Origin of the sequence: Bradyrhizobium sp. NBAIM08 (assembly GCF_020193935.1) — a bacterium.
GTDB lineage: Bacteria > Pseudomonadota > Alphaproteobacteria > Rhizobiales > Xanthobacteraceae > Bradyrhizobium > Bradyrhizobium yuanmingense.
The window spans coordinates 530,668-552,121 of sequence record NZ_JADYVR010000002.1; the positions used below are offsets into that span (position 1 = coordinate 530,668).

26 protein-coding genes are annotated in these 21,454 nt (G+C 65.7%); 13 read left to right on the top strand and 13 right to left on the bottom strand.

What is annotated here, in order from left to right; translation table 11 throughout:
• Positions 1 to 8 precede the first annotated feature (8 nt).
• The 6 genes from I6F37_RS08665 (at position 9) to I6F37_RS08690 (ending at position 5,139) form a co-directional block, all read left to right on the top strand.
• Positions 9 to 944: a SurA N-terminal domain-containing protein gene (locus I6F37_RS08665; protein WP_036000650.1), complete on the top strand. Its 936-nt coding sequence runs from the start codon at positions 9 to 11 to the stop codon at positions 942 to 944.
• The gene (gene pdxA, locus I6F37_RS08670) at positions 944 to 2,011 is read left to right on the top strand and encodes a 4-hydroxythreonine-4-phosphate dehydrogenase PdxA (RefSeq protein ID WP_225140267.1); all 1,068 of its coding nucleotides are present in this window, start codon (positions 944 to 946) and stop codon (positions 2,009 to 2,011) included. The genes I6F37_RS08665 and pdxA overlap by 1 nt, the downstream gene beginning before the upstream one ends.
• On the top strand, positions 2,011 to 2,868 hold the full coding sequence (rsmA, locus tag I6F37_RS08675) for a 16S rRNA (adenine(1518)-N(6)/adenine(1519)-N(6))-dimethyltransferase RsmA (protein ID WP_225150958.1): 858 nt from the start codon (positions 2,011 to 2,013) through the stop codon (positions 2,866 to 2,868). The genes pdxA and rsmA overlap by 1 nt, the downstream gene beginning before the upstream one ends.
• A 23-nt stretch (positions 2,869 to 2,891) precedes the next feature.
• The gene (locus I6F37_RS08680) at positions 2,892 to 3,950 is read left to right on the top strand and encodes an alcohol dehydrogenase (RefSeq protein WP_036000662.1); all 1,059 of its coding nucleotides are present in this window, start codon (positions 2,892 to 2,894) and stop codon (positions 3,948 to 3,950) included.
• Positions 3,951 to 4,024: 74 nt separating this feature from the next.
• Positions 4,025 to 4,261 (top strand): hypothetical protein, encoded by a 237-nt coding sequence (locus tag I6F37_RS08685; protein ID WP_036000665.1) that lies wholly within the window; start codon positions 4,025 to 4,027, stop codon positions 4,259 to 4,261.
• 158 nt (positions 4,262 to 4,419) lie between these two features.
• On the top strand, positions 4,420 to 5,139 hold the full coding sequence (locus I6F37_RS08690) for a Crp/Fnr family transcriptional regulator (protein WP_036000668.1): 720 nt from the start codon (positions 4,420 to 4,422) through the stop codon (positions 5,137 to 5,139).
• A 10-nt stretch (positions 5,140 to 5,149) separates the two neighbouring features.
• Here I6F37_RS08690 and I6F37_RS08695 read toward each other — a convergent pair whose 3' ends face one another.
• Positions 5,150 to 5,887 carry a Crp/Fnr family transcriptional regulator gene (locus tag I6F37_RS08695; RefSeq protein WP_225150960.1) on the bottom strand — a complete coding sequence of 246 codons (738 nt, stop codon included), beginning with the start codon at positions 5,885 to 5,887 and terminating at the stop codon, positions 5,150 to 5,152.
• A 155-nt stretch (positions 5,888 to 6,042) separates the two neighbouring features.
• Between I6F37_RS08695 and I6F37_RS08700 the strand changes: the two genes are divergently transcribed.
• On the top strand, positions 6,043 to 6,282 hold the full coding sequence (locus I6F37_RS08700) for a hypothetical protein (protein ID WP_036000675.1): 240 nt from the start codon (positions 6,043 to 6,045) through the stop codon (positions 6,280 to 6,282).
• 17 nt (positions 6,283 to 6,299) lie between these two features.
• Positions 6,300 to 7,001 carry a Crp/Fnr family transcriptional regulator gene (locus tag I6F37_RS08705; protein ID WP_036022712.1) on the top strand — a complete coding sequence of 234 codons (702 nt, stop codon included), beginning with the start codon at positions 6,300 to 6,302 and terminating at the stop codon, positions 6,999 to 7,001.
• On the opposite strand, the gene I6F37_RS08710 is transcribed toward I6F37_RS08705, so the two are convergent.
• The 3 genes from I6F37_RS08710 to I6F37_RS08720 all read right to left on the bottom strand — a co-directional run bounded on the left by I6F37_RS08710 (position 6,989) and on the right by I6F37_RS08720 (position 8,515).
• A complete protein-coding gene (locus I6F37_RS08710; RefSeq protein WP_036000681.1) occupies positions 6,989 to 7,600 on the bottom strand; it encodes a cupin in 612 nt (203 codons plus the stop codon). The genes I6F37_RS08705 and I6F37_RS08710 overlap by 13 nt on opposite strands.
• Positions 7,601 to 7,715: 115 nt before the next feature.
• Positions 7,716 to 8,201, bottom strand: coding sequence for an SRPBCC family protein (locus I6F37_RS08715; protein ID WP_036022711.1), 486 nt, complete (start codon positions 8,199 to 8,201; stop codon positions 7,716 to 7,718).
• Positions 8,198 to 8,515 carry a helix-turn-helix transcriptional regulator gene (locus I6F37_RS08720; protein ID WP_036000689.1) on the bottom strand — a complete coding sequence of 106 codons (318 nt, stop codon included), beginning with the start codon at positions 8,513 to 8,515 and terminating at the stop codon, positions 8,198 to 8,200. Before I6F37_RS08720 ends, I6F37_RS08715 begins: the two co-directional genes overlap by 4 nt.
• Positions 8,516 to 8,783: 268 nt before the next feature.
• Between I6F37_RS08720 and I6F37_RS08725 the strand changes: the two genes are divergently transcribed.
• On the top strand, positions 8,784 to 9,986 hold the full coding sequence (locus I6F37_RS08725) for a hypothetical protein (RefSeq protein WP_036022709.1): 1,203 nt from the start codon (positions 8,784 to 8,786) through the stop codon (positions 9,984 to 9,986).
• On the opposite strand, the gene gmk is transcribed toward I6F37_RS08725, so the two are convergent.
• The 9 genes from gmk to I6F37_RS08770 form a co-directional block, all read right to left on the bottom strand.
• Positions 9,919 to 10,578, bottom strand: coding sequence for a guanylate kinase (gene gmk / locus I6F37_RS08730; protein ID WP_036000695.1), 660 nt, complete (start codon positions 10,576 to 10,578; stop codon positions 9,919 to 9,921). The genes I6F37_RS08725 and gmk overlap by 68 nt on opposite strands.
• Positions 10,579 to 10,581: 3 nt before the next feature.
• Positions 10,582 to 11,469, bottom strand: a complete 888-nt coding sequence (locus I6F37_RS08735) for a YicC/YloC family endoribonuclease (protein WP_036022708.1) — start codon at positions 11,467 to 11,469, stop codon at positions 10,582 to 10,584.
• A gap of 117 nt (positions 11,470 to 11,586) precedes the next feature.
• A complete protein-coding gene (gene mltG, locus I6F37_RS08740; RefSeq protein ID WP_036022707.1) occupies positions 11,587 to 12,870 on the bottom strand; it encodes an endolytic transglycosylase MltG in 1,284 nt (427 codons plus the stop codon).
• Between the two features lie 127 nt (positions 12,871 to 12,997).
• A complete protein-coding gene (gene fabF, locus I6F37_RS08745) occupies positions 12,998 to 14,263 on the bottom strand; it encodes a beta-ketoacyl-ACP synthase II (protein ID WP_109144009.1) in 1,266 nt (421 codons plus the stop codon).
• Positions 14,264 to 14,371: 108 nt separating this feature from the next.
• Positions 14,372 to 14,611 carry an acyl carrier protein gene (locus I6F37_RS08750; RefSeq protein WP_008551805.1) on the bottom strand — a complete coding sequence of 80 codons (240 nt, stop codon included), beginning with the start codon at positions 14,609 to 14,611 and terminating at the stop codon, positions 14,372 to 14,374.
• Positions 14,612 to 14,923: 312 nt separating this feature from the next.
• A complete protein-coding gene (gene fabG / locus I6F37_RS08755) occupies positions 14,924 to 15,661 on the bottom strand; it encodes a 3-oxoacyl-[acyl-carrier-protein] reductase (RefSeq protein WP_225150962.1) in 738 nt (245 codons plus the stop codon).
• 12 nt (positions 15,662 to 15,673) lie between these two features.
• Positions 15,674 to 16,633, bottom strand: coding sequence for an ACP S-malonyltransferase (gene fabD / locus I6F37_RS08760; RefSeq protein ID WP_128261999.1), 960 nt, complete (start codon positions 16,631 to 16,633; stop codon positions 15,674 to 15,676).
• Positions 16,634 to 16,821: 188 nt separating this feature from the next.
• Positions 16,822 to 17,847 carry a fatty acid desaturase family protein gene (locus I6F37_RS08765; RefSeq protein ID WP_225150964.1) on the bottom strand — a complete coding sequence of 342 codons (1,026 nt, stop codon included), beginning with the start codon at positions 17,845 to 17,847 and terminating at the stop codon, positions 16,822 to 16,824.
• Between the two features lie 3 nt (positions 17,848 to 17,850).
• A complete protein-coding gene (locus I6F37_RS08770; protein ID WP_225150966.1) occupies positions 17,851 to 18,555 on the bottom strand; it encodes a TetR/AcrR family transcriptional regulator C-terminal domain-containing protein in 705 nt (234 codons plus the stop codon).
• Between the two features lie 350 nt (positions 18,556 to 18,905).
• On the opposite strand from I6F37_RS08770, the gene rpsF reads away from it, so the two are divergent.
• From rpsF to rplI, 4 genes are all read left to right on the top strand, one after another.
• Positions 18,906 to 19,373 (top strand): 30S ribosomal protein S6, encoded by a 468-nt coding sequence (gene rpsF, locus I6F37_RS08775; RefSeq protein ID WP_025035823.1) that lies wholly within the window; start codon positions 18,906 to 18,908, stop codon positions 19,371 to 19,373.
• Between the two features lie 5 nt (positions 19,374 to 19,378).
• Positions 19,379 to 19,618, top strand: coding sequence for a 30S ribosomal protein S18 (gene rpsR / locus I6F37_RS08780; RefSeq protein WP_007592020.1), 240 nt, complete (start codon positions 19,379 to 19,381; stop codon positions 19,616 to 19,618).
• 134 nt (positions 19,619 to 19,752) lie between these two features.
• Positions 19,753 to 20,730 (top strand): DUF2232 domain-containing protein, encoded by a 978-nt coding sequence (locus tag I6F37_RS08785; RefSeq protein ID WP_225146650.1) that lies wholly within the window; start codon positions 19,753 to 19,755, stop codon positions 20,728 to 20,730.
• 51 nt (positions 20,731 to 20,781) lie between these two features.
• Positions 20,782 to 21,381 carry a 50S ribosomal protein L9 gene (rplI, locus tag I6F37_RS08790; RefSeq protein WP_036000730.1) on the top strand — a complete coding sequence of 200 codons (600 nt, stop codon included), beginning with the start codon at positions 20,782 to 20,784 and terminating at the stop codon, positions 21,379 to 21,381.
• The last annotated feature ends 73 nt before the right edge of the window (positions 21,382 to 21,454 follow it).

The following is a 21,454-nucleotide window of genomic DNA, read 5'->3' on the forward strand; positions in this document are numbered from 1 at the left end:
GCGACATCATGACGACGCCATTGCCTGTCTTCCGCCTCCTTCTCGCCATCGGTGCCGGGCTGATCTTGGCCGCCCTGCCCTCGCCGTCGCGCGCGCAGAACATCGCCGTGATGGTCAACGGCGATCCCATCACCGATTTCGACATCGAGCAGCGCATCAAGCTCGACCAGCTGTCGACACAGAAGACCCCCAGCCGGCAGGAGGTCATCAACGTGCTGATCGACGACAAGGTCAAGATCAAGGAAGGCAAGAAATACGGTGTCGATCCCAGCGTGTCCGACATCAACCAGTCCTATGACGGCATGGCGCAGCGCATGCGCATCACGCCGGATCAGCTCACCAAGTCGCTCGAATCCAAGGGCGTCCGCCCGGAGACGCTGAAGAGCCGCATGAGGGCCGAGATGGTCTGGGGCAGCCTCGTGCGCGGCCGCTTCAAGGAGAAGCTGCTGGTCGGCGAGCGCGACGTCGCGCAGGCCGTGCAGGCGCAGACCGGCGAAAAGCTTCAGATCGAGGGCACCGAGTACAAGATGCAGCCGATCGTGCTGATCGTGCCGCGCGGCTCGTCGGCGGCGTTCCTGGAAACCCGGAAGAAAGAAGCCGAGTCCTATCGGGCCCGCGTCGGGAGCTGCGAGGAGGCCAATTCGCTGTTCCGCTCGACCCCGAACGCGACCATCCGCGACACCGTCACCAAGACCACCGCGGAGCTGCCGGAGCCGCTGCGCAAGGTGCTCGACGACACCCCGATCGGCCGCCTGACCGCGCCCGAGATGACCAAGAACGGCATCGAGATGGTGGTGCTGTGCTCGCGCAAGCCGACCATGATCGACACGCCGAAGAAGCGTGAGGTCCGCGAGAAGATGTATCAGGAGAAGTACGAGAAGACGCAGAAGGCCTATCTCGACGAGCTGCGCAAGGCGGCGATGATCGAATATCGCAACCGCTGATGGCCAAGCCCTTCTCAGAGCCCTCCACCGAGTCCGCAGCCAAGCCTCTTGCAACCAAGCCCCTTGCAGCCAAGCCCCTTGCCCTCACCCTGGGAGAGCCCGCCGGCATCGGCCCCGACATCACGATCGCGGCCTGGCTCAGGCGGGGCGAGCTGAACCTGCCCGCCTTCTATCTGCTCGGCGACGAGGCCCTGATCGCGCGCCGCGCCAAGGCGCTCGGCGCCGATATCAGGATCGCCGCGGTGGGCCCCAGTGAAGCGGGTTCCGCGTTCACGGACGCCTTGCCCGTGGTCGCGACCGGCGAGCGCGCCACCGCCGAGCCCGGCAAGCCCGATTCATCCAGCGCGCCGGCCGCGCTCGCCTCGATCCGGCAGGCGGTCCTCGACGTGCGCGCGGGCCGTGCCGGCGCCGTCGTCACCAACCCGATCGCCAAGAGCGTGCTCTACCGCGCCGGCTTCCGTCATCCCGGCCATACCGAATTCCTCGCCGAGCTCGCCGCGGAGAACGGCCGCGTGCCGCAGCCGGTGATGATGCTGTGGTCGCCCCAGCTCGCCGTCGTGCCCGTGACCATCCACGTCTCGCTGCGCGATGCGCTGGGCGAGCTCACCAGCGAGCTGATCGTCTCGACCGTCCGCATCGTCGCCACCGAGCTGAAGTCCCGCTTCGGCATCGCAAGGCCGCGCATCGCGGTCTCCGGGCTCAATCCCCATGCCGGCGAGGACGGCTCGCTCGGCCACGAGGAGCAGACCGTCATCGTCCCGGCGCTGAAAGCGCTGCGCAACGACGGCATCGAGGCCAGAGGGCCGCTGCCCGCCGACACCATGTTCCACGAGGCGGCGCGACGGACCTATGATTGCGCGGTCTGCATGTATCACGACCAGGCGCTGATCCCGATCAAGACCGTCGCCTTTGACGACGCCGTCAACGTCACGCTCGGACTGCCCTTCATCCGCACATCGCCCGATCACGGCACCGCCTTCGACATCGCCGGCACGGGCAAGGCCAATCCGGCGAGCCTGATCGCCGCGCTGCGGCTCGCCAGCCGCATGGCGGCTGCGACAAGCTGATGAGCGCGATCGACGACCTCCCGCCGCTGCGCGAGGTCATTCGCCAGCACGCGCTGTCGGCGCGCAAATCGCTCGGCCAGAACTTCCTGCTGGACCTCAATCTCACCGCGCGCATCGCGCGTGCGGCGGCGCCGCTCGAGGATTCCACCATCGTCGAGATCGGCCCCGGCCCGGGCGGGTTGACGCGGGCGCTGCTCGCGCTCGGCGCCCGCCGCGTCATCGCCATCGAGCACGACGAGCGCGCGATCCCCGCCTTGCAGGATATTTCCGCGCGCTACCCGGGCAGACTCGAGATCGTGCATGGCGATGCCATGACCTTCGATCCACGCCCGCTGCTCGCGGGCGAACGCGCCAAGATCGTCGCCAACTTGCCCTACAACATTGCGACCCAGCTTCTCATCAACTGGCTCATTACCGAGCCCTGGCCGCCCTGGTACGAGATGATGGTGCTGATGTTCCAGCGCGAGGTCGGCGAGCGCATCGTCGCGCGCGAGGACGAGGAGGCCTATGGCCGGCTCGGCGTGCTCGCCAATTGGCGCTGCGAGACCAAGATCCTGTTCGACATTGCGCCATCCGCCTTCGTGCCGCCGCCGAAGGTCACCTCCTCGGTCGTGCGCCTCAAGCCGCGCGCAGAGCCGCTTGCCTGCGATCGCAGGATGCTCGAGCAGGTCGCCGCCGCCGCCTTCGGCCAGCGCCGGAAAATGCTGCGGCAAAGCTTGAAATCACTGAATGTCGACCCCGCACGGCTTGCACGAGCCGCCGGCGTCGACGCGACACGGCGCGCCGAGACCATTCCAGTTTCGGGCTTTGTTGCCATGGCGCGTGAATTGGCGGATATACGCAGCGAAACCGAGTAACCAAGAATTCCGGAGGAAAGAAAATGGCCTTGATGCGTCGGCAGTCCCTGGTCAAGTTCGATGCGCCGCTGTGCGAGACCATCGTCGAGACGCCCAAGCCGCAAGGCCGTGAGGTCCTGGTCCGCATCGAGCGCTGCGGTCTCTGCCATTCCGATCTCCACATCCAGGACGGCTATGCCGATCTCGGCGGCGGCAAGAAGCTCGACACCACGCGCGGCATGACGCTGCCCTTCACGCTCGGCCACGAGATCGCGGGCGTCGTCGACGAGGTCGGCCCCGATGTTCCGGCCAGCCTCGTCGGCGCCAAGAAGGCGGTGTTTCCGTGGATCGGCTGCGGCCAGTGCCGCGACTGCGCCAATGGCGACGAGAATCTTTGTGTGAAGCAACGCTTCCTCGGCGTTTCCATCGACGGCGGCTTCGCCACCCACGTTCTGGTCCCCGACGCCAAATATCTGCTCGACTACGATCCCCTGCCCGTCAACCAGGCCGCCACCCTGATGTGCTCCGGCGTCACCGCCTATGGCGCGCTCAAGCGCCTGGTCGACCGTCCGCGCCAGCGCAATCTGTTGCTGATCGGCCTCGGCGGCGTCGGCATGATGGGCCTGTCGTTCGCGCAGGCGATGTTCAAGCAGCCAATCACGGTCGCCGACCTCTCGCCGGCCGCGCGCGAGACCGCACTCAAGAACGGCGCCGCGGTGGCCTACGATCCGGCCGAGCCCGACGTGATCAAACGCATCCTGAAGGAGACCGAGGGCGGCTTCGACGAGATCGTCGATTTCGCCGGCAACGAGAAGTCGATGGCCTTTGCCGTCGCCGTTGCCGCGCGCGGCGGCAAGATCGTGGTCTCCGGCCTGATGGGCGGCCAGTTCACGCTGCCGATGGTGCAATGGGTCTACAAGCGCATGACCATCGAAGGTTTCATGGTCGGCACGCTCGCGGAGGCTCATGAGCTGATGGCGCTCGCCCGCGCTGGCAAGATCAAGCCGACGCCGATGCGCGAGGAGCCGATGGGCGACGTGCAGAAGTGGATCGACGAATTGCGTGCCGGCAAGGTCGTCGGCCGCATCGTCCTGAAGAACTGACCGCGGCGCGGGGGGGCCGATGCAAGTCTCGCCCGCCGCACGGAACGCCTGCGGCCGCGCCGCGTTGGCTGCGCATGTCGATCCGTTGCACCGTCGAAAGCGCATTCTTCATCGCCTGGAGCTGCCTGGAGAAGAGCGGCGAGCTCGGGCCGCCGGACGCGAGCGCGAACTTCCTGCTCGACGCCATCGAGGCCCAGCTTCGAACCGGTGAGCGCCGGCAATTGATGCTCGCCAACCGGGCGATCGACGCTTACCGCGCCGCTGCGTCACAGGGCCGACTGACGGGGGATCGCGAAGTCCGCTGCGGCTGACGATCCTCGCTGCCGTCCAGCCCGCTGAAGCCGCGACGCCGTGCTCTGGTTTTCAACGTTCGAACGTCCGTTGTGTGCACTTTGGAACCGTCGGTTCCGCCGCGGAAACGTAGGTTTGCCGCTGGCGCCGATTCCCGGCCCGCCCAAGAGAACACAATGTGACCGGTCGGCCCCAGAACGATCTGCTCCGGCAGCTCAATCATCAGGATTTCGAACTGCTCGCGCCTCACCTCCAGCCGATCGACGTCGAGGCGAGCTACGTCCTGCATCACGCCGGCGACGACGTCGCCGCGGTCCATTTTCCATGCGGTCCCGCGCTGGTGTCGTTCGCCGTGCCGGTCGAGGACGATCGCGAGGTCGAAAGCCTGCTGGTGGGACGCGAGGGCGCGGTCGGCATCGCCGCCGGCCCCAGCCCTTCGCTCGCCTATTCGCGCATGGTCGTGAAGTTTGGCGGCACCCTGGTGCGGCTGCCGTTGCGCGCGCTCGAGCAGGCGCAGCAGAGATCGGCGACGCTCCAGGAGGCCTTCGCGCGCTATGCCGACTGCCAGTTCGCGCAGCTCTTGCAGACTGCGGCTTGCAACGCTGCGCATTCGATCGAGCAGCGGGCCGCCAAGTGGATCATGTCCGCGCAGGAACATATCGGCGGAGCCGAGATTCCTCTCACCCACGAGCAGCTCGCCGGCATGCTGGGCGTCTCCCGCAGCTATGCCAGCCGCGTCATCCAGATGTTCAAGGCGCGGCGCATCCTCGCGACCCGCCGCGGCGCCATCCTGATCCTCGACGCAGCAGCGCTCGAAGCGAGAGCCTGCTGCTGTAACGATTGGGTGAAGATGCATTTCCACGAGGTGCGCGGTGGAGCGGCACCCGCGGAGGGTTGATGCCTCCGCCTCACGCATGCGGCGGCGACTGCCGCTTCAGATGCAGATAGGTCGGACTGAAATCGCCGAGCCGCTGCAGCTCGCGCCATTTCAGCACGACCAGCTCGCCATCACGAAGATCCATCGCGCCGCTGCGCCTGAGATCGGCGAGCGTCCGGTTCACCGTCGCGATCGCCATGCCGAGCGTCTCGCCGAGTTGCGTGAGACTGATCGGCATGCGGCAACGATTGCCGCGCACCAGCTGCGCAGCGCGGGCGCGGTAGAACAGCTCGCAAAACAAGTGCGCCATGCGCGTCTGCATCGGCCGGGCGCTGTTGTTGGTGATGGCCTCGCGAAAGATCGCGGCATCGCGCAGCGTCTCGCGCCAGACCGCGAGGGCGAAGGTCGGCCGCCGCCGGAACGCGATGAACAGTTCGCGGTGCGGGATGAACGCCACCGACGCCGGCCCGAGCGCACTGAGCCCGTGATCCATCTGGTCGATGAACAACCCCTGCGCATCCGGAAGATCGCCGGTGAGATGGAACGCCAGATATTGCCGCCGCCCGCTGCCGAGCAGGTGATAGCGGGCAACCATGCCGGAGACGACCAAAGCGGAATGCTCGGGCTCATCGCCTTGACGGATGAAATCCTCATTGGTTGCGAAATCGCGCAGCATGAAGGTCAACGCGCGAATCTCGCCAATATCCTCCTCTGCGAGCGCGGTGTGCTCGCCGAGGTTCCGTATCAGCACGTCGTGAGCCTTTTCCATGGAGCCGCCAAAAATCGCGCCGGTTCTATCAAATGATACGTCCGGCTTGCGTTCAGCGGACTAGAACGCAGATCGGAAGCACAGGTTGCTAACCGGCTTGCGACGCATCGATCGCAGCCACCCCATTCCCCCCATTCGGACCAGCCGGCCTTAACATGAAAAGCACCACTCTCCTGGAGCGCATCCGGCGCCTGTTCGCATCCGATGCCGGCGAGCATCTGGACAGCATCAGCGACGCCTTGCTGAAGGGAACGCTGAGGGAGCCGGTCCGGCCGATGTCGGATCAGGAGCTCGCTCGCGCCATCCGCGAGTTCCGCTCCGTGCCGGTTTCCGACTGGACGCTTGCGAAACTGTCGCGTCGCCTGGCCGAGGCGTCCGTGCCGCGGGACGGCTGAAGCTGCACGCGAGGCCCATGCCACATCCGAAATTCATCGTCCGTCTGCAGACGATCGAAGGCCTGTCCGAGGACGAGCGCCGCCAGATCGCGGGCTTGCCGTCCACGCTGCGCCAGGTCGCGGATGGCGAGATCGTGCTGCGCCAGGGTGAGGCCGCGAGCCGCTGCGTCTTCGTCGTCAGCGGCTTTCTCTACCAGTCGCGCATCGTCGGCGATCGCAGCCAGACCCTCGCCTTCCATGTTCCCGGCGACATGCCATGCCTGCACACGCTGCTGGTCTCGCCGATGGACGCGGATCTCGTGGGGCTCGGCCCGACCATCGTCGGCACCGTCGCCCACAGCCAGCTCCGCCAGCTGCTCGACAGCTCGATCCACCTGACCCGCGTCTTCTGGCGCGAGACGCTGATCGACGCGGCCATCTCGCGGCAATGGATCGCCCGCCTCGGCGCGCAGGCGGCGCTGCCCAAGGTCGCGCACCTCATCTGCGAGCTCGCCGCAAGGCTGGAGATCGTCGGCCTCGTCAAGCGCAACTGCTTCCAGATGCCGATGACGCAGCGTCACGTCGCGGACGCCTGCGGACTGTCGATCGTCCACGTCAACCGCACCATCCAGGAGCTGAGGCATCGCGGGTTGATCGCCTGGGACGGCAGCGAGATCGAACTGCTCCAGCCCGACGAGCTGCGCAGACTTGCGGATTTCTCGCCTGATTATCTAAGCTGAGCGGACCGCCACGCGGCGAGCAGCGGTCCGCCGCTCCCCAGCACGGGATCCGTCTTCGGCTTGCGGACCTTGGCGATGCGCTTGACCGCGTCGGGACGCTGGCGTGTGTCGGTGCACTCGTCATAGGTGCCGTCCTGCGGGTAGGCGCCGACGACCATAAAGTCCCGGCTGGATTCGATCAGCCGGTGGCCGGTGCCCGCGGGCAGGACCAGCACGTCCCCGGCTTTCAGTTTCAGGATGCGGCCCTTGATCCCGCCGCACTCGATCCTCGCCGTGCCGCGCGCCACGCCCATCACTTCATGGATCTGCGAATGATAGTGGACGAAGTCGTACACGGTGTCGCGCCACGACCGGCCCCAGCCATTGGTGTCGAACAGCGTGTCGATGACGACCTCGGGCGGAAAGCGCCGACCGTTCAGCTTCACCGCGCCGCGATAGAGCAGCGCCGGGAAGCGCGGATGGTTCGGCACGATGCCGTCATCGCGAAAGTGCATGGCCGTGGGCTTGCGGGCCCGTACCAGCCCCCGCAGCGTCGCTGCATCGGGCTGCTCCTCTACCAGCTTCTTGGCGAAGTTCTTGATCTGATCCTTGACCGGCATGACGTCTCCTCAGCCGCGAAATAACGGCTGCGGAGGTGAGAAGTTTCCGGGCCCGATCGGAGCAAGGCCCGACAGGGCCTCTCCTCGTCATGACGCGGCGTCGGAAGGAAGCGCGTCAACGCTTGGCGGCAATCAGTTCGGCAAACTGCCGCAGATAGAGCGGCCAACCCTGATCGCTGTCAACGCCGCTGCGGACGCCTTCCCAGCCCTCGCCATGCCGATCGAGGCGACGGTGCTCCAGCTCCAAGCGGGTCCGGCTTGGTGTCTCCGCAATGAACCGGACCTCCCATTCACTCGTCTTGGCGGGATCGGTCTCGATTTGCCAGCGCGGGCTGATGTCCCAACTCAAGAGGACTCGATTGGGTGGTTCGAACGCCAACACGCGCGCCCAGCGGCATTCGCTGCCGTCGATCCCCCGATCATAAATGCTTCCGCCCACCCGAGGTTCGAATACGGTCTCTGCAATGGGAACGGCGAGCAGATTGTGCTCGCGCGGCTTGAAGCTGCCGAAGTCTTCGGTGAAGACCTTGAACGCGCGCTCGATCGGCGCCTCGACTACGATGGAATGTTTGACGGGCGCAATCGATACACGTGTGTTCATCTGGATCCCTCCGATGGTTTTTCGACGGCTAGTTTGTAAGCGGCCAACGTGTCGCTCCAGAACCGGTCGAGCCAGGCTCGCATCTGGCCGAGTCCCGCCGGATCGACGTAATAGACGTTGCTGGCGCCCTTCGGCTCTGCACGAACCAAGCGGGATTCGCGCAGCACCTTGAGATGCTGTGAGACGGCCGACTGGGACACGGGCAGCTGTCGCGTGATCTCGGCGACCGTGCGTGGCCGTGCACCGACAAGCTCGAAGATCCGCCTGCGGGTGGGATCGCCGAGTGCGGCCAGTTGTGCGCTGTCTTTAGCCATAGACAATCCCCGCCCCATGCCACGCTTGTTCGACCTGTCATAAGTTACTACTAATGATTAGTACTGACTTATGATCGTGTCAACCGGCTCAGGTTGTGGCGTGGAACTCTGATCGTGACGTTCGGAGAGTCTCATCCGGGGGCGGAACGAACGTCGCGCAGGCCCGATTCAAGCCACATCCTCTCCGGATTTGCGGCTCATTGCCACCCAAGTCTTTGACGAGAAGGGGCTCGTTGAGAGTTGCGTCATGCGTAACCGGGAGACCAGGATGGGCAACCGCGCCGCAAAGTTCATTTCGACCCTCGTCGCCAGCATCCTCGCGGGCGCGCCATTGGCCGCGGTATCGCAGAACGCGCCGACGCCATCGAGCACGGCCGCCGGGGCGCCCGACTGCCTGGCTTCGCCGAAGGATGCCACGCCGCAGGGCCAGCACTGGTACTACCGCCTCGATCGCACGACGAAGCGCAAGTGCTGGTATCTGCGCGCCGCAGGCGGCAAAGCCGCACAGACCGCGCAGGCGACGACCGATACATCCGAGCCGGATGCAGCACCGCCGCAGGCCGTGCAGAACGCGCGCGCGGAATATATCGCGCCGCAGACGAGTGCCGCAGCGGGCACGCCGAACATGGCCGCGCCCGCGCCGGCTGCAGCGAATGCACCCGCGGTCGCGCCGCAGCCGCCGAGCAGCGTCGCCGAAACCAACGCGCAGCAGCCGGCCGTGACCGCGCGCTGGCCCGAGGCCTCCACAGCGTCCACCGCGCCAGCGCATCAGCCGGCGGAAACCACGGTTGCAGCAGCCGCGCAGCCAAACGCGAAGCTGTCAAAATCCCCTGCTCCGCTCCCGCCCGCGGCCGATGGCACGACTGACAAGTCCGGCGGTTCGCTGCAGATGCTGATGCTTGTGATCGGCGGTGCGCTGGCGCTCGCCGGCATCCTCGCCAGCGTCATCTACCGCTTCGCCGGCGGACGCGTCCGCGCCAGGGCCGCCGACCGCCGCGGGCATTGGGACGATTGGGCGCCGCAGGACCATGACGGAAGCCACGCGCCCTGGCGCGATTCACCGCCGGCCGCCGCCCAGCCGCCCCGCCCGATCGACTTCGATGCGGCACGTCCGCAACCGACAAGACAAGTGACGAAACTCGCCGCGATCGGCCGCGAGATCGAGCTGATCGACGCGCGCAGGCAACGTGCCGTCGCTCCGGCCGCAAAACCGGTCGAGTCCAGAAGCGACAAGGTCGAGATCAAGTTGTTCGATCGGGCTGCTGCACCCAAGCTTGCCGCCAACGAAATTGAGGCGGATCGCGATGACGCGCCGGCAGGTCGGGATACCGATGCCGTCGATGTCGACGCGATCACGACGATGCTGGAGCAGCTGGCGAAGGAAGGGCCGCGCCTGTCGCGGCCTAACCTTGAAGCTGACCTTGCAAACTTCGCACGAAGCCTACGAGGCCAATCCGCCGCTCGCGCTTGAGACGCTCGGCCTTCAGGATCGACTGCACCTCGGCGAAGGCTTCGTCGACCGCGTGGTTGATCACGATGTAGTCGTACTCGGCCCAGTGACTCATCTCGTCGCTGGCGCGGCTCATGCGCTTGCGGATCACCTCGTCGGAATCCTGCGCGCGCGAATGCAGGCGCTTCTCGAGGTCGGCGGCCGAGGGCGGCAGGATGAAGACGCTGACGACATCGGCGCGCGCCTTCTGTTTCAATTGCTGGGTGCCCTGCCAGTCGATGTCGAACAGCACATCCTGGCCGGCCGACAACGCCGCATCCACGGGGCCGCGCGGCGTACCATAGCTGTTGTCGAACACCGTCGCCCATTCCAGCAGTTCGTCGGCCTTCACCATGGCATCGAACGTCGCCTTATCGACAAACGTATAGTCCTTGCCGTTGACCTCGCCCGGCCGCATCGCGCGCGTGGTCGCAGAAACCGACATTTTCAAGCCCGGCATCCGGTCGATCAGCATGCGCGACAGCGTCGTCTTGCCCGCGCCTGATGGCGAGGACAGCACGAACATCAATCCGCGCCGCTCGACACCGTCAGTTCCGTGACCGCCCGTCGTCATCGATCACTCCAGATTCTGCACCTGCTCGCGGAACTGCTCGACCACGTTCTTCATGGCGAGGCCCGTGTTGGTCAACTCGATGTCGTTCGACTTCGAGCAGCAGGTGTTGACCTCGCGGTGAAACTCCTGCGCCAGGAAATCCAGCTTGCGCCCGATCGGGCCGCCCTTGCCGATCAGCTCGCGCGCCTGCGTGATGTGGGAGGCGATGCGGTCGAGCTCCTCGCGGATGTCTGCCTTGGTCGCGATCAGGATCGCCTCCTGCATCAGGCGATCGGAATCGAAACGGTCGGAGGTGTCGAGCAGCGCTGCGATCTGCTCAGCGAGCTTCGCCTTGATCGCCTCCGGCTTGCGGCCGGGCGCGGCCTCCGCTCTCTTCGCCAGCTGCTCGATCTCGTCGACGCGCTGGGTCAGGATCTGCCCAAGCGAAGTGCCCTCGCGCTTGCGCATCGCAACGAGCTCGTCGAGCGCCTTGTCGAAGGCCTCGGCGGCAGCAGTGCGCGCTGCCTTGTCCTCCTCCTCGTCGCCCTCGGGCTCGGCGACCTCGACGACGCCCTTGATGGCGAGCAGGCCGTCGATGCTCGGCGCCACCGCGTCGACCTTCCCCGAGATCAGCGCGGCGGCCTTCAGCACCGCGTTGAGCACGTCCTCGTTGATGCGGACGGTGGCGGCGGCATTGGTGCGCTTGACGGTGAGATTGGCATAGACGGTGCCGCGCGAGAGCAGCTCGCCCGCGCGCTTCTTGGCATGGGCCTCGAGCTCGTCAAACCCCTGCGGCAGCCGCACGCGCAAGTCGAAGCCCTTGGCATTGACCGACTTCAACTCCCATTCGAACGTATACGGCCCGCTTGCGCCGTGGCATCTCGCAAAGCCGGTCATGGACGACAGCGCCATCAGTTCAAATTCTCCAGGAACACGGGATTCGCGAGGCTATCAAGCCACGCGAATCTTAAGACTATTTTGTCGGAAAGTGGAATCGGCAATGTCCGCAAGCCGGTCTGCGCGCAAGGCTCAGCGCTGAACCACCGGCGGCGAGCCCTGCACCGCGCCCTGCCGGGCCGGTGGGGGATTGGCTGGAGCAGCCGGACGTGCTGCCGGCGGCCTCTTCTGCTGATTGGGCCGTGCCGGCGTGGCCGCGGTCGGCGGGTCGGCAGCGCCAGGCGCGGCAACGGCCGGCGGCTGCGCGTCCTCGGGCGGCTCGACCGTGTCGTTCTGGATCTGCTTCTCCATCGCGCGGAGCTTGGCGACGTTCTTCTGGTGCGCGTCGTAGGTTTCGGTGAAAGCGTGCCCGCCGGTGCCGTCGGCGACGAAATAGAGGTCGCGGGTGCGGGCCGGGTTGGCGGCAGCTTCGAGCGAGGCGCGGCCCGGATTGGAGATCGGGCCCGGCGGCAGGCCGTCGATCACATAGGTGTTGTAGGGCGAGGGCTGCGTGATCTCGCTGCGTTTGATCGGCCGGCCCAGCGTTCCCTTGCCGCCGACGAGGCCGTAGATGATGGTCGGATCGGACTGCAGCTTGATCCGCTGCTTCAGCCGGTTGACGAACACCGCGGCGACGCGGCTGCGCTCGTCCGCCTTGCCGGTTTCCTTCTCGATGATGGACGCCAGCGTGACCAGCTGCTCCGGCGTCTTGACTGGAATGTCCTGATTGCGGCGCTCCCAGATCTCCGACAGCACACGCTTGTGCGCCTGCTGCATGCGCTGGACCACCTGCTCGCGCGGGGTGCCGCGCGGGAATTTGTAGGTCTCCGGGAGCAGCGTGCCTTCGCGCGGCAGCTCGCGCACGCTGCCGGTGAAGATGTCGTTGTCGGACAGCCGCGCCACGATCTGCTCGGAGGTCAGGCCTTCGGGAATCGTCACGGCGTGCTGCACCACCTTGCCCTCGACGATGGTGCCGATGACGTCGCGCAGCGAGGCGTTCTTCTGGAAGGAATACTCACCCGGCTTGAGGTCCGAGCTCGCCTTCAACGCGGCGACGCTGGCGATGAACACCCAGGGATTGACGTCGGTCACGCCTTCCCGGTTCAGCGTCTCGGCGATGTCGCGCTTGCCCGCACGCTGCGGGATGTTGACGATCTTGTCCTCCTTCAGCGGTCCGGGCGCCTCGAGCACCTGGCGGCCGTAATAATAGACGCCGCCGGCGCCGAGCATGGCGATCAGCAGAAGCGTGATGATGGCGTTGCCGACGACGACGAACGGATTGCGCGCGCGGTCCGACCGCTTGGGCGGCGGCGGAAGTTGCTCGGGCTCGAGCGCGGCCCGCGGACTCCGGGGTGAAATGGGCGGCCTTTCACTCATCGAAACAACCTGAATCCTGCCGGTTCAATAGCGGCCCGACAATCGCTTGCCCTGCCAAAAACGCACGCGCCCACGTCCATGACTATCGCCGAATACGGCAAAACGGTGGATTCGTCTCAAACACAAACTAACTGACTAGGCGCCGGACGATCACCGACGCATTGGTACCGCCAAAACCAAAAGAGTTCGACAACGCGACGTTGACCTCACGCTGCTTCGACTTGTGCGGCACGAGATCGATCGCGGTCTCGACCGACGGATTGTCGAGATTGATCGTCGGCGGCACGACATTATCGCGAATCGCCAGAATCGCGAAAATCGCTTCGATCGCACCGGCCGCGCCGAGCAGATGGCCGGTCGACGACTTGGTCGAGGACATCGCGACCTTGGAGGCGGCGTTGCCGAGCAGACGCTCGACCGCGCCGAGCTCGATCTCGTCGCCGAGCGGCGTCGAGGTCCCGTGCGCATTGATGTAATCGAGATCGGACGGCGTCAGCCCGGCACGCTTGAGCGCGGCCGACATGCTGCGGAAGCCGCCATCGCCGTCGGGCGACGGCGAGGTGATGTGATAGGCATCACCCGACAGACCATAGCCGATCACCTCGGCATAGATCTTCGCGCCGCGCCGCCTGGCGTGCTCCAGCTCCTCCAGCACGAGGACGCCGGCGCCCTCGCCCATCACGAAGCCGTCGCGGTCTTTATCGTAGGGACGCGAGGCCTTTTCGGGAGTCTCGTTGAAACCGGTCGACAGCGCGCGCGCGGCGTTGAAGCCGGCAATGCCGATGCGGCTTATCGGCGACTCGGCGCCGCCCGCGACCATCACGTCGGCATCGCCCAGCGCGATCAGGCGGGCGGCATCGCCAACCGCATGCGCGCCGGTCGAGCATGCCGTGACCACCGAATGGTTCGGCCCCTTCAGCCCGTGCGCGATCGAGACGTAGCCGGAGGCGAGATTGATCAAGCGGCCGGGAATGAAGAACGGCGACACCCGGCGCGGCCCGCGCTCCTTCAGCAGGATCGCGGTATCGGCGATGCCGTTGAGGCCGCCGATGCCGGAGCCGATCATGGTGCCGGTCGCGCATTTGTCCTCTTCGGTCTCGGGATGCCAGTTGGCGTCGTCGAGCGCCTGACCGGCCGCGGCCATGCCGAAGATGATGAAGTCGTCGACCTTGCGCTGGTCCTTCGGCTCCATCCACTTGTCCGGATTGAAGCTGTCGTTCGAGCCGTCGCCGCGCACGACCGTGCAGGCGATCTTGGTCTGCAGATCGGAGACATCGAAGCTCTCGATCCTGCGCGCACCGCTTTCGCCGTTGAGGATGCGCTTCCAGGTCGGCTCGACGCCACAGCCGAGTGGCGAGACCATGCCGAGACCCGTGACGACAACCCGCCTCATATCCGAAAACTCCGCATCGAAAGATTCACGGCCAATAACAAGAAACCGGCTGACCGCTGCGAAGCGGCCCGTCCGGTTTCAATGTTGTCCCCGCGAAATTGAAGAGCCTTAGCTCTTCGCGTTCTTCTCGAGAAACTTCGTAGCGTCGCCGACGGTGAGAATCGTTTCCGCAGCGTCGTCCGGAATCTCGCAACCGAATTCCTCTTCGAACGCCATCACCAGCTCGACGGTATCCAGACTGTCGGCGCCGAGGTCGTCGATGAAGCTCGCGTTGTCGACAACCTTCTCGGGTTCAACACCAAGGTGTTCGACCACGATCTTCTTAACCCGCTCGCCAATGTCACTCATTGCTTAACCTCGTGTTGTTCCCTGTAGACCCGACCCCCCGGGACGATACGAGCCGTCGTGGTCGTTTGACTGCCTTCGCTTACGAACTTTGATTTGGCCCATCCTAACCGATGGAGGCCCCGGCGAACGACGGCCAAAGGCTCCGCATCGCCAATATACAGGGTTTCAAAAACCTGCAATGGCGTTCTTTGCCCATCCGTTGGAGGTCCGGTTATCATACTTCAATTGCCTTGACTACAAGCCTCATTTCGCTCCGGAAACGGCCGTTTGCCGCATGCCGCACCGCCGTGACAGGCGACGCGGCACGAGACGTCAGATCATGGCCATGCCGCCGTTGACGTGGATGGTCTGCCCGGTGACGTAGGCTGCTTCGTTCGAGCTCAGATAGACGGCGGCCGCTGCGATGTCCTCGGGCGTCCCCAGGCGGGCGGCCGGAACCTTGGTGAGAATCGTTTCGCGCTGCTTGTCGTTGAGCGCATCGGTCATCGGCGTCTTGATGAAGCCCGGCGCGATGCAGTTCGCGGTCACGCCACGCTTGGCGTATTCGGCCCCTAACGTCTTGATCATGCCGATCAGGCCGGCTTTCGACGCCGTATAATTGCCCTGCCCGGGATTGCCGGTGACGCCGACCACCGAGGTGATGGCGACGATGCGGCCGAAGCGCTTGCGCATCATCAGCTTGGTCGCGGCGCGCGCCAGGCGGAAGGTCGCGGTCAGATTGACGTTGATAACCTCGTCCCAGTCCTCGTCGCGAAGCTGCACGAAGAGATTGTCGCGCGTGATGCCGGCATTGGCGATGAGAATGTCGACCTGGCCCATCGCCGCTTCCGCAGCGGGCACCAGCGCCTCGACCTCATCGGCCTTGGAGAGATTGCAGGGCAGCACGTGGGCGCGATCGCCGAGCTTGCCGGCAAGCTCGTCCAGCACTTCCTTGCGCGTCCCTGAAATGGCGACGGTGGCGCCCTGCGCGTGCAGCGCCTGCGCGATCGCGCCGCCAATGCCGCCGGTCGCGCCGGTGACGAGCGCCTTTCGGCCAGTCAGATCGAACATTGATGGACTCCTTTAAGCCTGCTTCGCAGCGGCCAATGCATCCTTGGCGGCGGCAATATCGTTCGGGCCGCCGACCGCAATGCCGACGGCACCGTCCGCGATACGCTTGACGAGACCGGTCAGCACCTTGCCGGCGCCGATCTCGAAGAAGCGGGTGACGCCCTGCCCGGCCATGTAAGCCACCGACTCGCGCCAGCGCACCGTGCCGGTGACCTGCTCGACCAGGCGGCGGCGGATCTCGTCGGGATCGGTGATGGCGCTCGCCAGCACGTTCGACACCAGCGGGGCGGCCGGCGCCTTGATCGTAACCTTCGACAGCGCCTCCGCCATGGCATCCGCAGCCGGCTGCATCAACTTGCAATGGAACGGGGCGGACACCGGCAGCAGCATCGCGCGCTTGGCGCCCTTGGCCTTGGCGATCTCGACGGCGCGATCGACCGCAGCCTTGTCGCCGGAGACGACGACCTGGCCGCCGCCATTGTCGTTGGCGGCCTGGCAGACCTGCCCCTGCGCCGCCTCGCCCGCGACCTCCATGGCGGCCTCGTAGTCGAGACCGAGCAGCGCGGCCATCGCGCCGGCGCCGACCGGGACCGCCTTTTGCATTGCGAGACCGCGGGTGCGAAGCAGACGCGCGGTATCCGAAACCGTCAGGCTGCCGGCCGCCGCCAGCGCCGAATATTCACCGAGCGAGTGGCCGGCGACGAAGGCCGCGTCTCGTCCCACGGAAAAACCAGCCTCGGCCTCGAGCACGCGCAAGGTCGCGATAGACACGGCCATCAGCGCCGGCTGGGCGTTCTCGGTGAGTTGGAGAGTTTCGGCCGGACCTTCCCAGATGATGCCGGTCAGCTTCTCCCCGAGCGCGGCATCGACCTCGTCGAATACGGCGCGCGCCACCGGAAAGGCGTCGGCCAGGGCCTTGCCCATGCCGACAGCCTGGGAACCCTGCCCAGGAAATGTGAATGCAGCCGTCATCGGCGCTCCCTGCTGTCAGGCATGATCCCTGTTCTGAACCGGCAGCCGATTTACGCCCGGCCTTAGGCCGTGGTTCCTTGGGCCATGGTTCCGGATCATGCTCCAAAGGGGGCCGTAGACACCGTCCGGGGCCGCACTGTCAAGCCGAGACGGGAACTTGGAGCAGCATTCAACGGGGAATAAGCCCCTCAAAACCCGCCGGCGGTCTGGTTGGCATCGACGTCCGCTCCTGCCCGCGCTCGGCGCGCACTGTTCACCAGTTGCCCCGGCCGATCCTCGCGGTTCGGCTTTGCCGTGGCCAGCCGCAGCACCGAAGCGTAGTTCGGCTGCACTTCCATGCGATCGGCGTACCGGCTCGCACTCAGCAGCCGGTGCACCTTCGGCAGATTGTAGCAGGGCACGTAGAACAACAGATGATGCTCGAGGTGATAGTTCACGTAATACGGCGCGATGAACAGGCGCTCGAGAAAATTGGCATGCGTCGTGCGCGTGTTGCGCAAGGGGTCGCTACTATCGGGGACGACGGCGTGCTCGGCGATATTGCGGATGCGGGTGATGACCATCATCCACGTCAAGAGCGGCACCAGCCAGAGCAGCGGATAGGCCCACCACACTCCGGCCGCGGCGAGCGCGGCAAACATGATCCCGTTGACCACACATTGCGGGCCGAGCATCTCCCAGAAATGCGCTGCACGTTGCCGCCATGACCAGTCCTTTGGCCCGAGCGCGTTGAGCAACTGCGCCTTGCGCTGCTGGTAGCCGGTCTGCCCGGTGATGTCGCGGATGAACTTGCGGCGATAGCTCAACTTGGTGATCGGAAACGGCGCCGACAGCACGAGGTCGGGGTCGTCCTCCTGCTGGGTGCGCGCATGGTGCTGAAGGTGATAGCGCCGGTAGCTGCGCGTCTCCGCAAACAGCGGATAGGCGCAGAACCACTGGCTCAGCGTCAGATTGGTTTTCTCGTCGGCGGACAGGCAACCATGTGCGCCGTCATGCATCAGGATCGCAAGGCCGAGCTGGCGCGAGCCGATGATGGCGACGGCGAAGATATAGGTGAGCGGATTGGGCGACCACGCGACCAGCGCGATGGCTGCAATGATCAGCGTCCAGGCGTGCGCGATCAGCGCAGCGCCTTTCCACGTCGCGCGCTGGCGCACCTCGGCCAATTGATCGTCGGTCAGGAAATCGCGGGCACGCATGCGAAGCGCGGTCATGGCCTAACCCTTTCCATTGGAATTGTCGGATGCCTCGCGCGCCTCGACGAGACGCAGGCGGGCGGTGTCTTCAGTGGATTTCGCCTGCTCGCCCAGCACGCGCAGCATCTCGGCGCAGAGCGCCTCGGGCGAGCGGCCCATCGCGTAGCCCTCGAGAATGACGCCGATGGCGACGGCCCAGAACCGCCGCGAGCTTTCGTCGGGCGCGCGCAGCGAGCGCCAGCCGTGCCGCGCGACCTGCCCCGCATAAGCGCGCGTACCCTCGCTGTGCAGGCGCTCGATGGTGCGCTCCACCAGCGGCGCGAGATCCTGGCGACGCCGCGTCAGCGTCAGCGCCTCGGCGAAGAAGGCGACCGAATCGCTCGCCGTCACGGTCTCGGCCAGCGCGTGGGTGTATTCCCCGGGCGTCCGCGCCTTGAGCGCCGCCTGCTCGGTGGCCCGTGCCAGATACAACAGATCGCGGCAGGCGCATTCGACAAACAGCGCCTCCTTGGTGCGGAAGTAATAGGTGATCTGGCTCGGGAACGCGTCCGCGGCGGCCGCGATGTCGGTAATCGACGTGCCTGACAGCCCCCGCTCCCGAAACAGCGGGCTCGCAGCATCCAGGAGCAGTGACCGCATCTTGCGGCCGGCCGAGCGCGTCGCGCGCGCAGTGTGCTTGGGGTCGCCTGCCGCTTCGAGCGGCCCATCGGCCGACGCTTCTGCCATGGGATCCTCTTCGCTGATTTGTTTGTATGTTATACAAACAAACAGATCAAGCCGAATCTTGGTATTGGAGGATGGGGTTCTTGTTCCCGTTGGAGGGGCGGACCGGCTCGGCTTGAAAATGCCCCTCCACCTTGCAAAGCCGGCCAAAATCCGTATAAGGCGCCCATCCGCAGACCCCGGCCGGGAGCTGAACGGACGGTCTCAGCAAATCATTCGTGATTTTGGTGTGGCAGGGCCAGTCGGCCCGTCGTCCCGTGTTTCCGCCTTCTGAGCTTGATCCCAGAGTCCTTTCCGAAGGCCTCTTAAGGGTTTGACGCCGGGCGATGCGCCAACATGAGGAAAGGACGACCATGCCTCTTTACGAGCATGTTTTTCTCGCGCGTCAGGACGCGAGCCCGCAGCAGGTCGAAGAGCTGACTGCGCAGATGACCGGTATCGTCGAAGGTCTCGGCGGCAAGATCACCAAGACCGAGAATTGGGGCGTGCGCTCCCTCACCTACCGCATGAACAAGAACCGCAAGGCGCACTTCGTGCTGCTCAACATCGACGCGCCGTCCGCGGCGATCGCCGAGATCGAGCGCCAGGAGCGCATCAGCGAGGACGTGATCCGCTATCTCAGCGTCCGCGTCGAGGAGCTCGAGGAAGGCCCGTCCGCGATGATGCGCAAGGCCGACCGTGATCGCGAGCGTGACGATCGCGGCGGTGGCTTCCGCGGCGAGCGCGAAGGCGGCTTCCGTGGCGACCGCGAGGGCGGTTTCCGCGGTGATCGCGGTCCGCGCCGTCCGCGCGATGAAGCTGAAACCACGGATGGGGAGTAAGAATCATGGCTGAAGCTGGTGCACGCCGCCCGTTTTTCCGTCGTCGCAAGAGCTGCCCGTTCACGGGCGCCAATGCTCCGAAGATCGACTACAAGGACTCCAAGCTGCTGATGCGTTACGTCTCCGAGCGCGGCAAGATCGTGCCGAGCCGCATCACCGCGGTGTCCGCGAAGAAGCAGCGTGAGCTCGCCCGCGCCATCAAGCGCGCGCGCTTCCTGGGCCTCCTGCCCTACGTCATTCGCTGATACGACCAATTCGACCGGCGGCGGCTAGCGCCGCCGGTCGCGACTTTTCGAACTCATAAGGCTTCCGGGTCGTCCGGTCGCCGATGGTTGGGGCAAGCGACGCCTCTAACCGCTCGAAGGGAGCGGGACAGCTGATGATGGCCTTTGGACTGATAGCCCTGATCGCCGGCGCTGCGTCGGCCCTGATGTTCGCCTCGATCATCTCGGGGGCGCTGATCGCGCTTGTCCTGTTCTATCTCGCTCCGCTCCCCCTGATGGTCGCCGCGATCGGCTGGGGCCCCCTTTGCGCGAGCCTCGGCGGCATCGCCGCCGCGATCGGCCTTGGCGCCCTGTTCGGCCTGCCCTACTGCATCGCCTTCGCCGTCACCGTCGCGTTGCCGGCGTGGTGGCTCGGCCATCTCGTCCTGCTCGGACGTCAGGTGGGAAGCGCCGCGTCTGCCACCGGCACAGCGCCCTCCGCGGAGCCGGAGGTCGAGTGGTACCCGGTCGGCCGCATCCTGCTCTGGATTGCAGGCTTCGCGACGCTGACCACGATGGCCGCTTTGCTCACTCTCGGGACCGACGCGGAGACCATCACCGGCACGTTGCGCCGTGGCCTGACGCGCCTCCTGCGCGCCACCGACCCGCAAACTTCGGGCGAAGCCAGCCAGTTCGTCGACGCGCTGGTGCGCATCGCACCCGCCGCCGCCACGATTGCCGCGACGATGACGCTCACTCTCAACCTCTGGCTCAGCGCCAAGGTGACCGCGACGTCGGGCCGGCTGCGCCGTCCCTGGCCGGACCTCAAGACCACCGAGCTGCCGCAGATGACGCTGGTGGTGCTGTGCATCTCCCTCGCCTTCTGCTTCACCGGGGGGCTGCTTGGCATCGTGGCGCAGATCGCCACCGCCGCGCTGATGATGAGTTATGCGCTGGCCGGTTTCGCCGTATTGCATACGCTGACGCTCGCGCTGAACGGCCGCACGTTCTGGCTCGGCTCGACCTACGCCGCCGTGGTCGTGTTCGGATGGCCCGTGGTCGCGATGGTGATCCTTGGGCTTGCGGATGCCTTGTTTGGCTTGCGCGAACGCTTCCTGCGCAGCCGGCAGCCGCCGCCACTGCCTACACCTTGAGTTCAACCCCGAAACTGAAACCTTCGAGAGCACTTCAAAAGGAGAACGAATATGGAAGTCATTTTGCTGGAACGCGTCAACAAGCTCGGCCAGATGGGCGAAGTCGTGAAGGTTCGCGACGGCTACGCTCGCAATTTCCTGCTCAAGCGCGGCAAGGCGCTGCGCGCCACCGCCGACAACCGGGCCAAGTATGACGGCATGAAGGCCGAGCTCGAAGCGCGCAACCTCGCCTCGAAGGCCGAGGCGTCCAAGGTCGCCGAGAAGATCGAGGGCAAGAACATCATCGTGATCCGCCAGGCCTCGGAAGCCGGCCAGCTGTTCGGCTCGGTCAACGTGCGTGACATCGTGCTCGCGTTCGAAGCCGACGGCGTTTCGCTCGCCCGTCCGCAGATCCAGCTCGACGCGCCGATCAAGACCATCGGCAAGCACTCGATCACCGTTGCCGTTCATCCCGAAGTCGAGGTCGAGATCACCGTCACGGTTGCCCGCAGCCAGGACGAGGCCGAGCGCATCAACCGCGGCGAGGACATCTCGACCCGCAATGAGGATCGCGATGCGGCCGCCGAGGCGATCGCCGCCGCCGGCGAGTTCTTCGATCCGGAAGCCCAGCACGACGAGGTCGCGCCGGCGCCGGCTGCGGAAGAGAAGTAAGCAGCTCAACTCGTCATTCCGGGACGGTCCGCAAGACCAGACCCGGATGACGATCCCGATCAAAGCCCGGCTG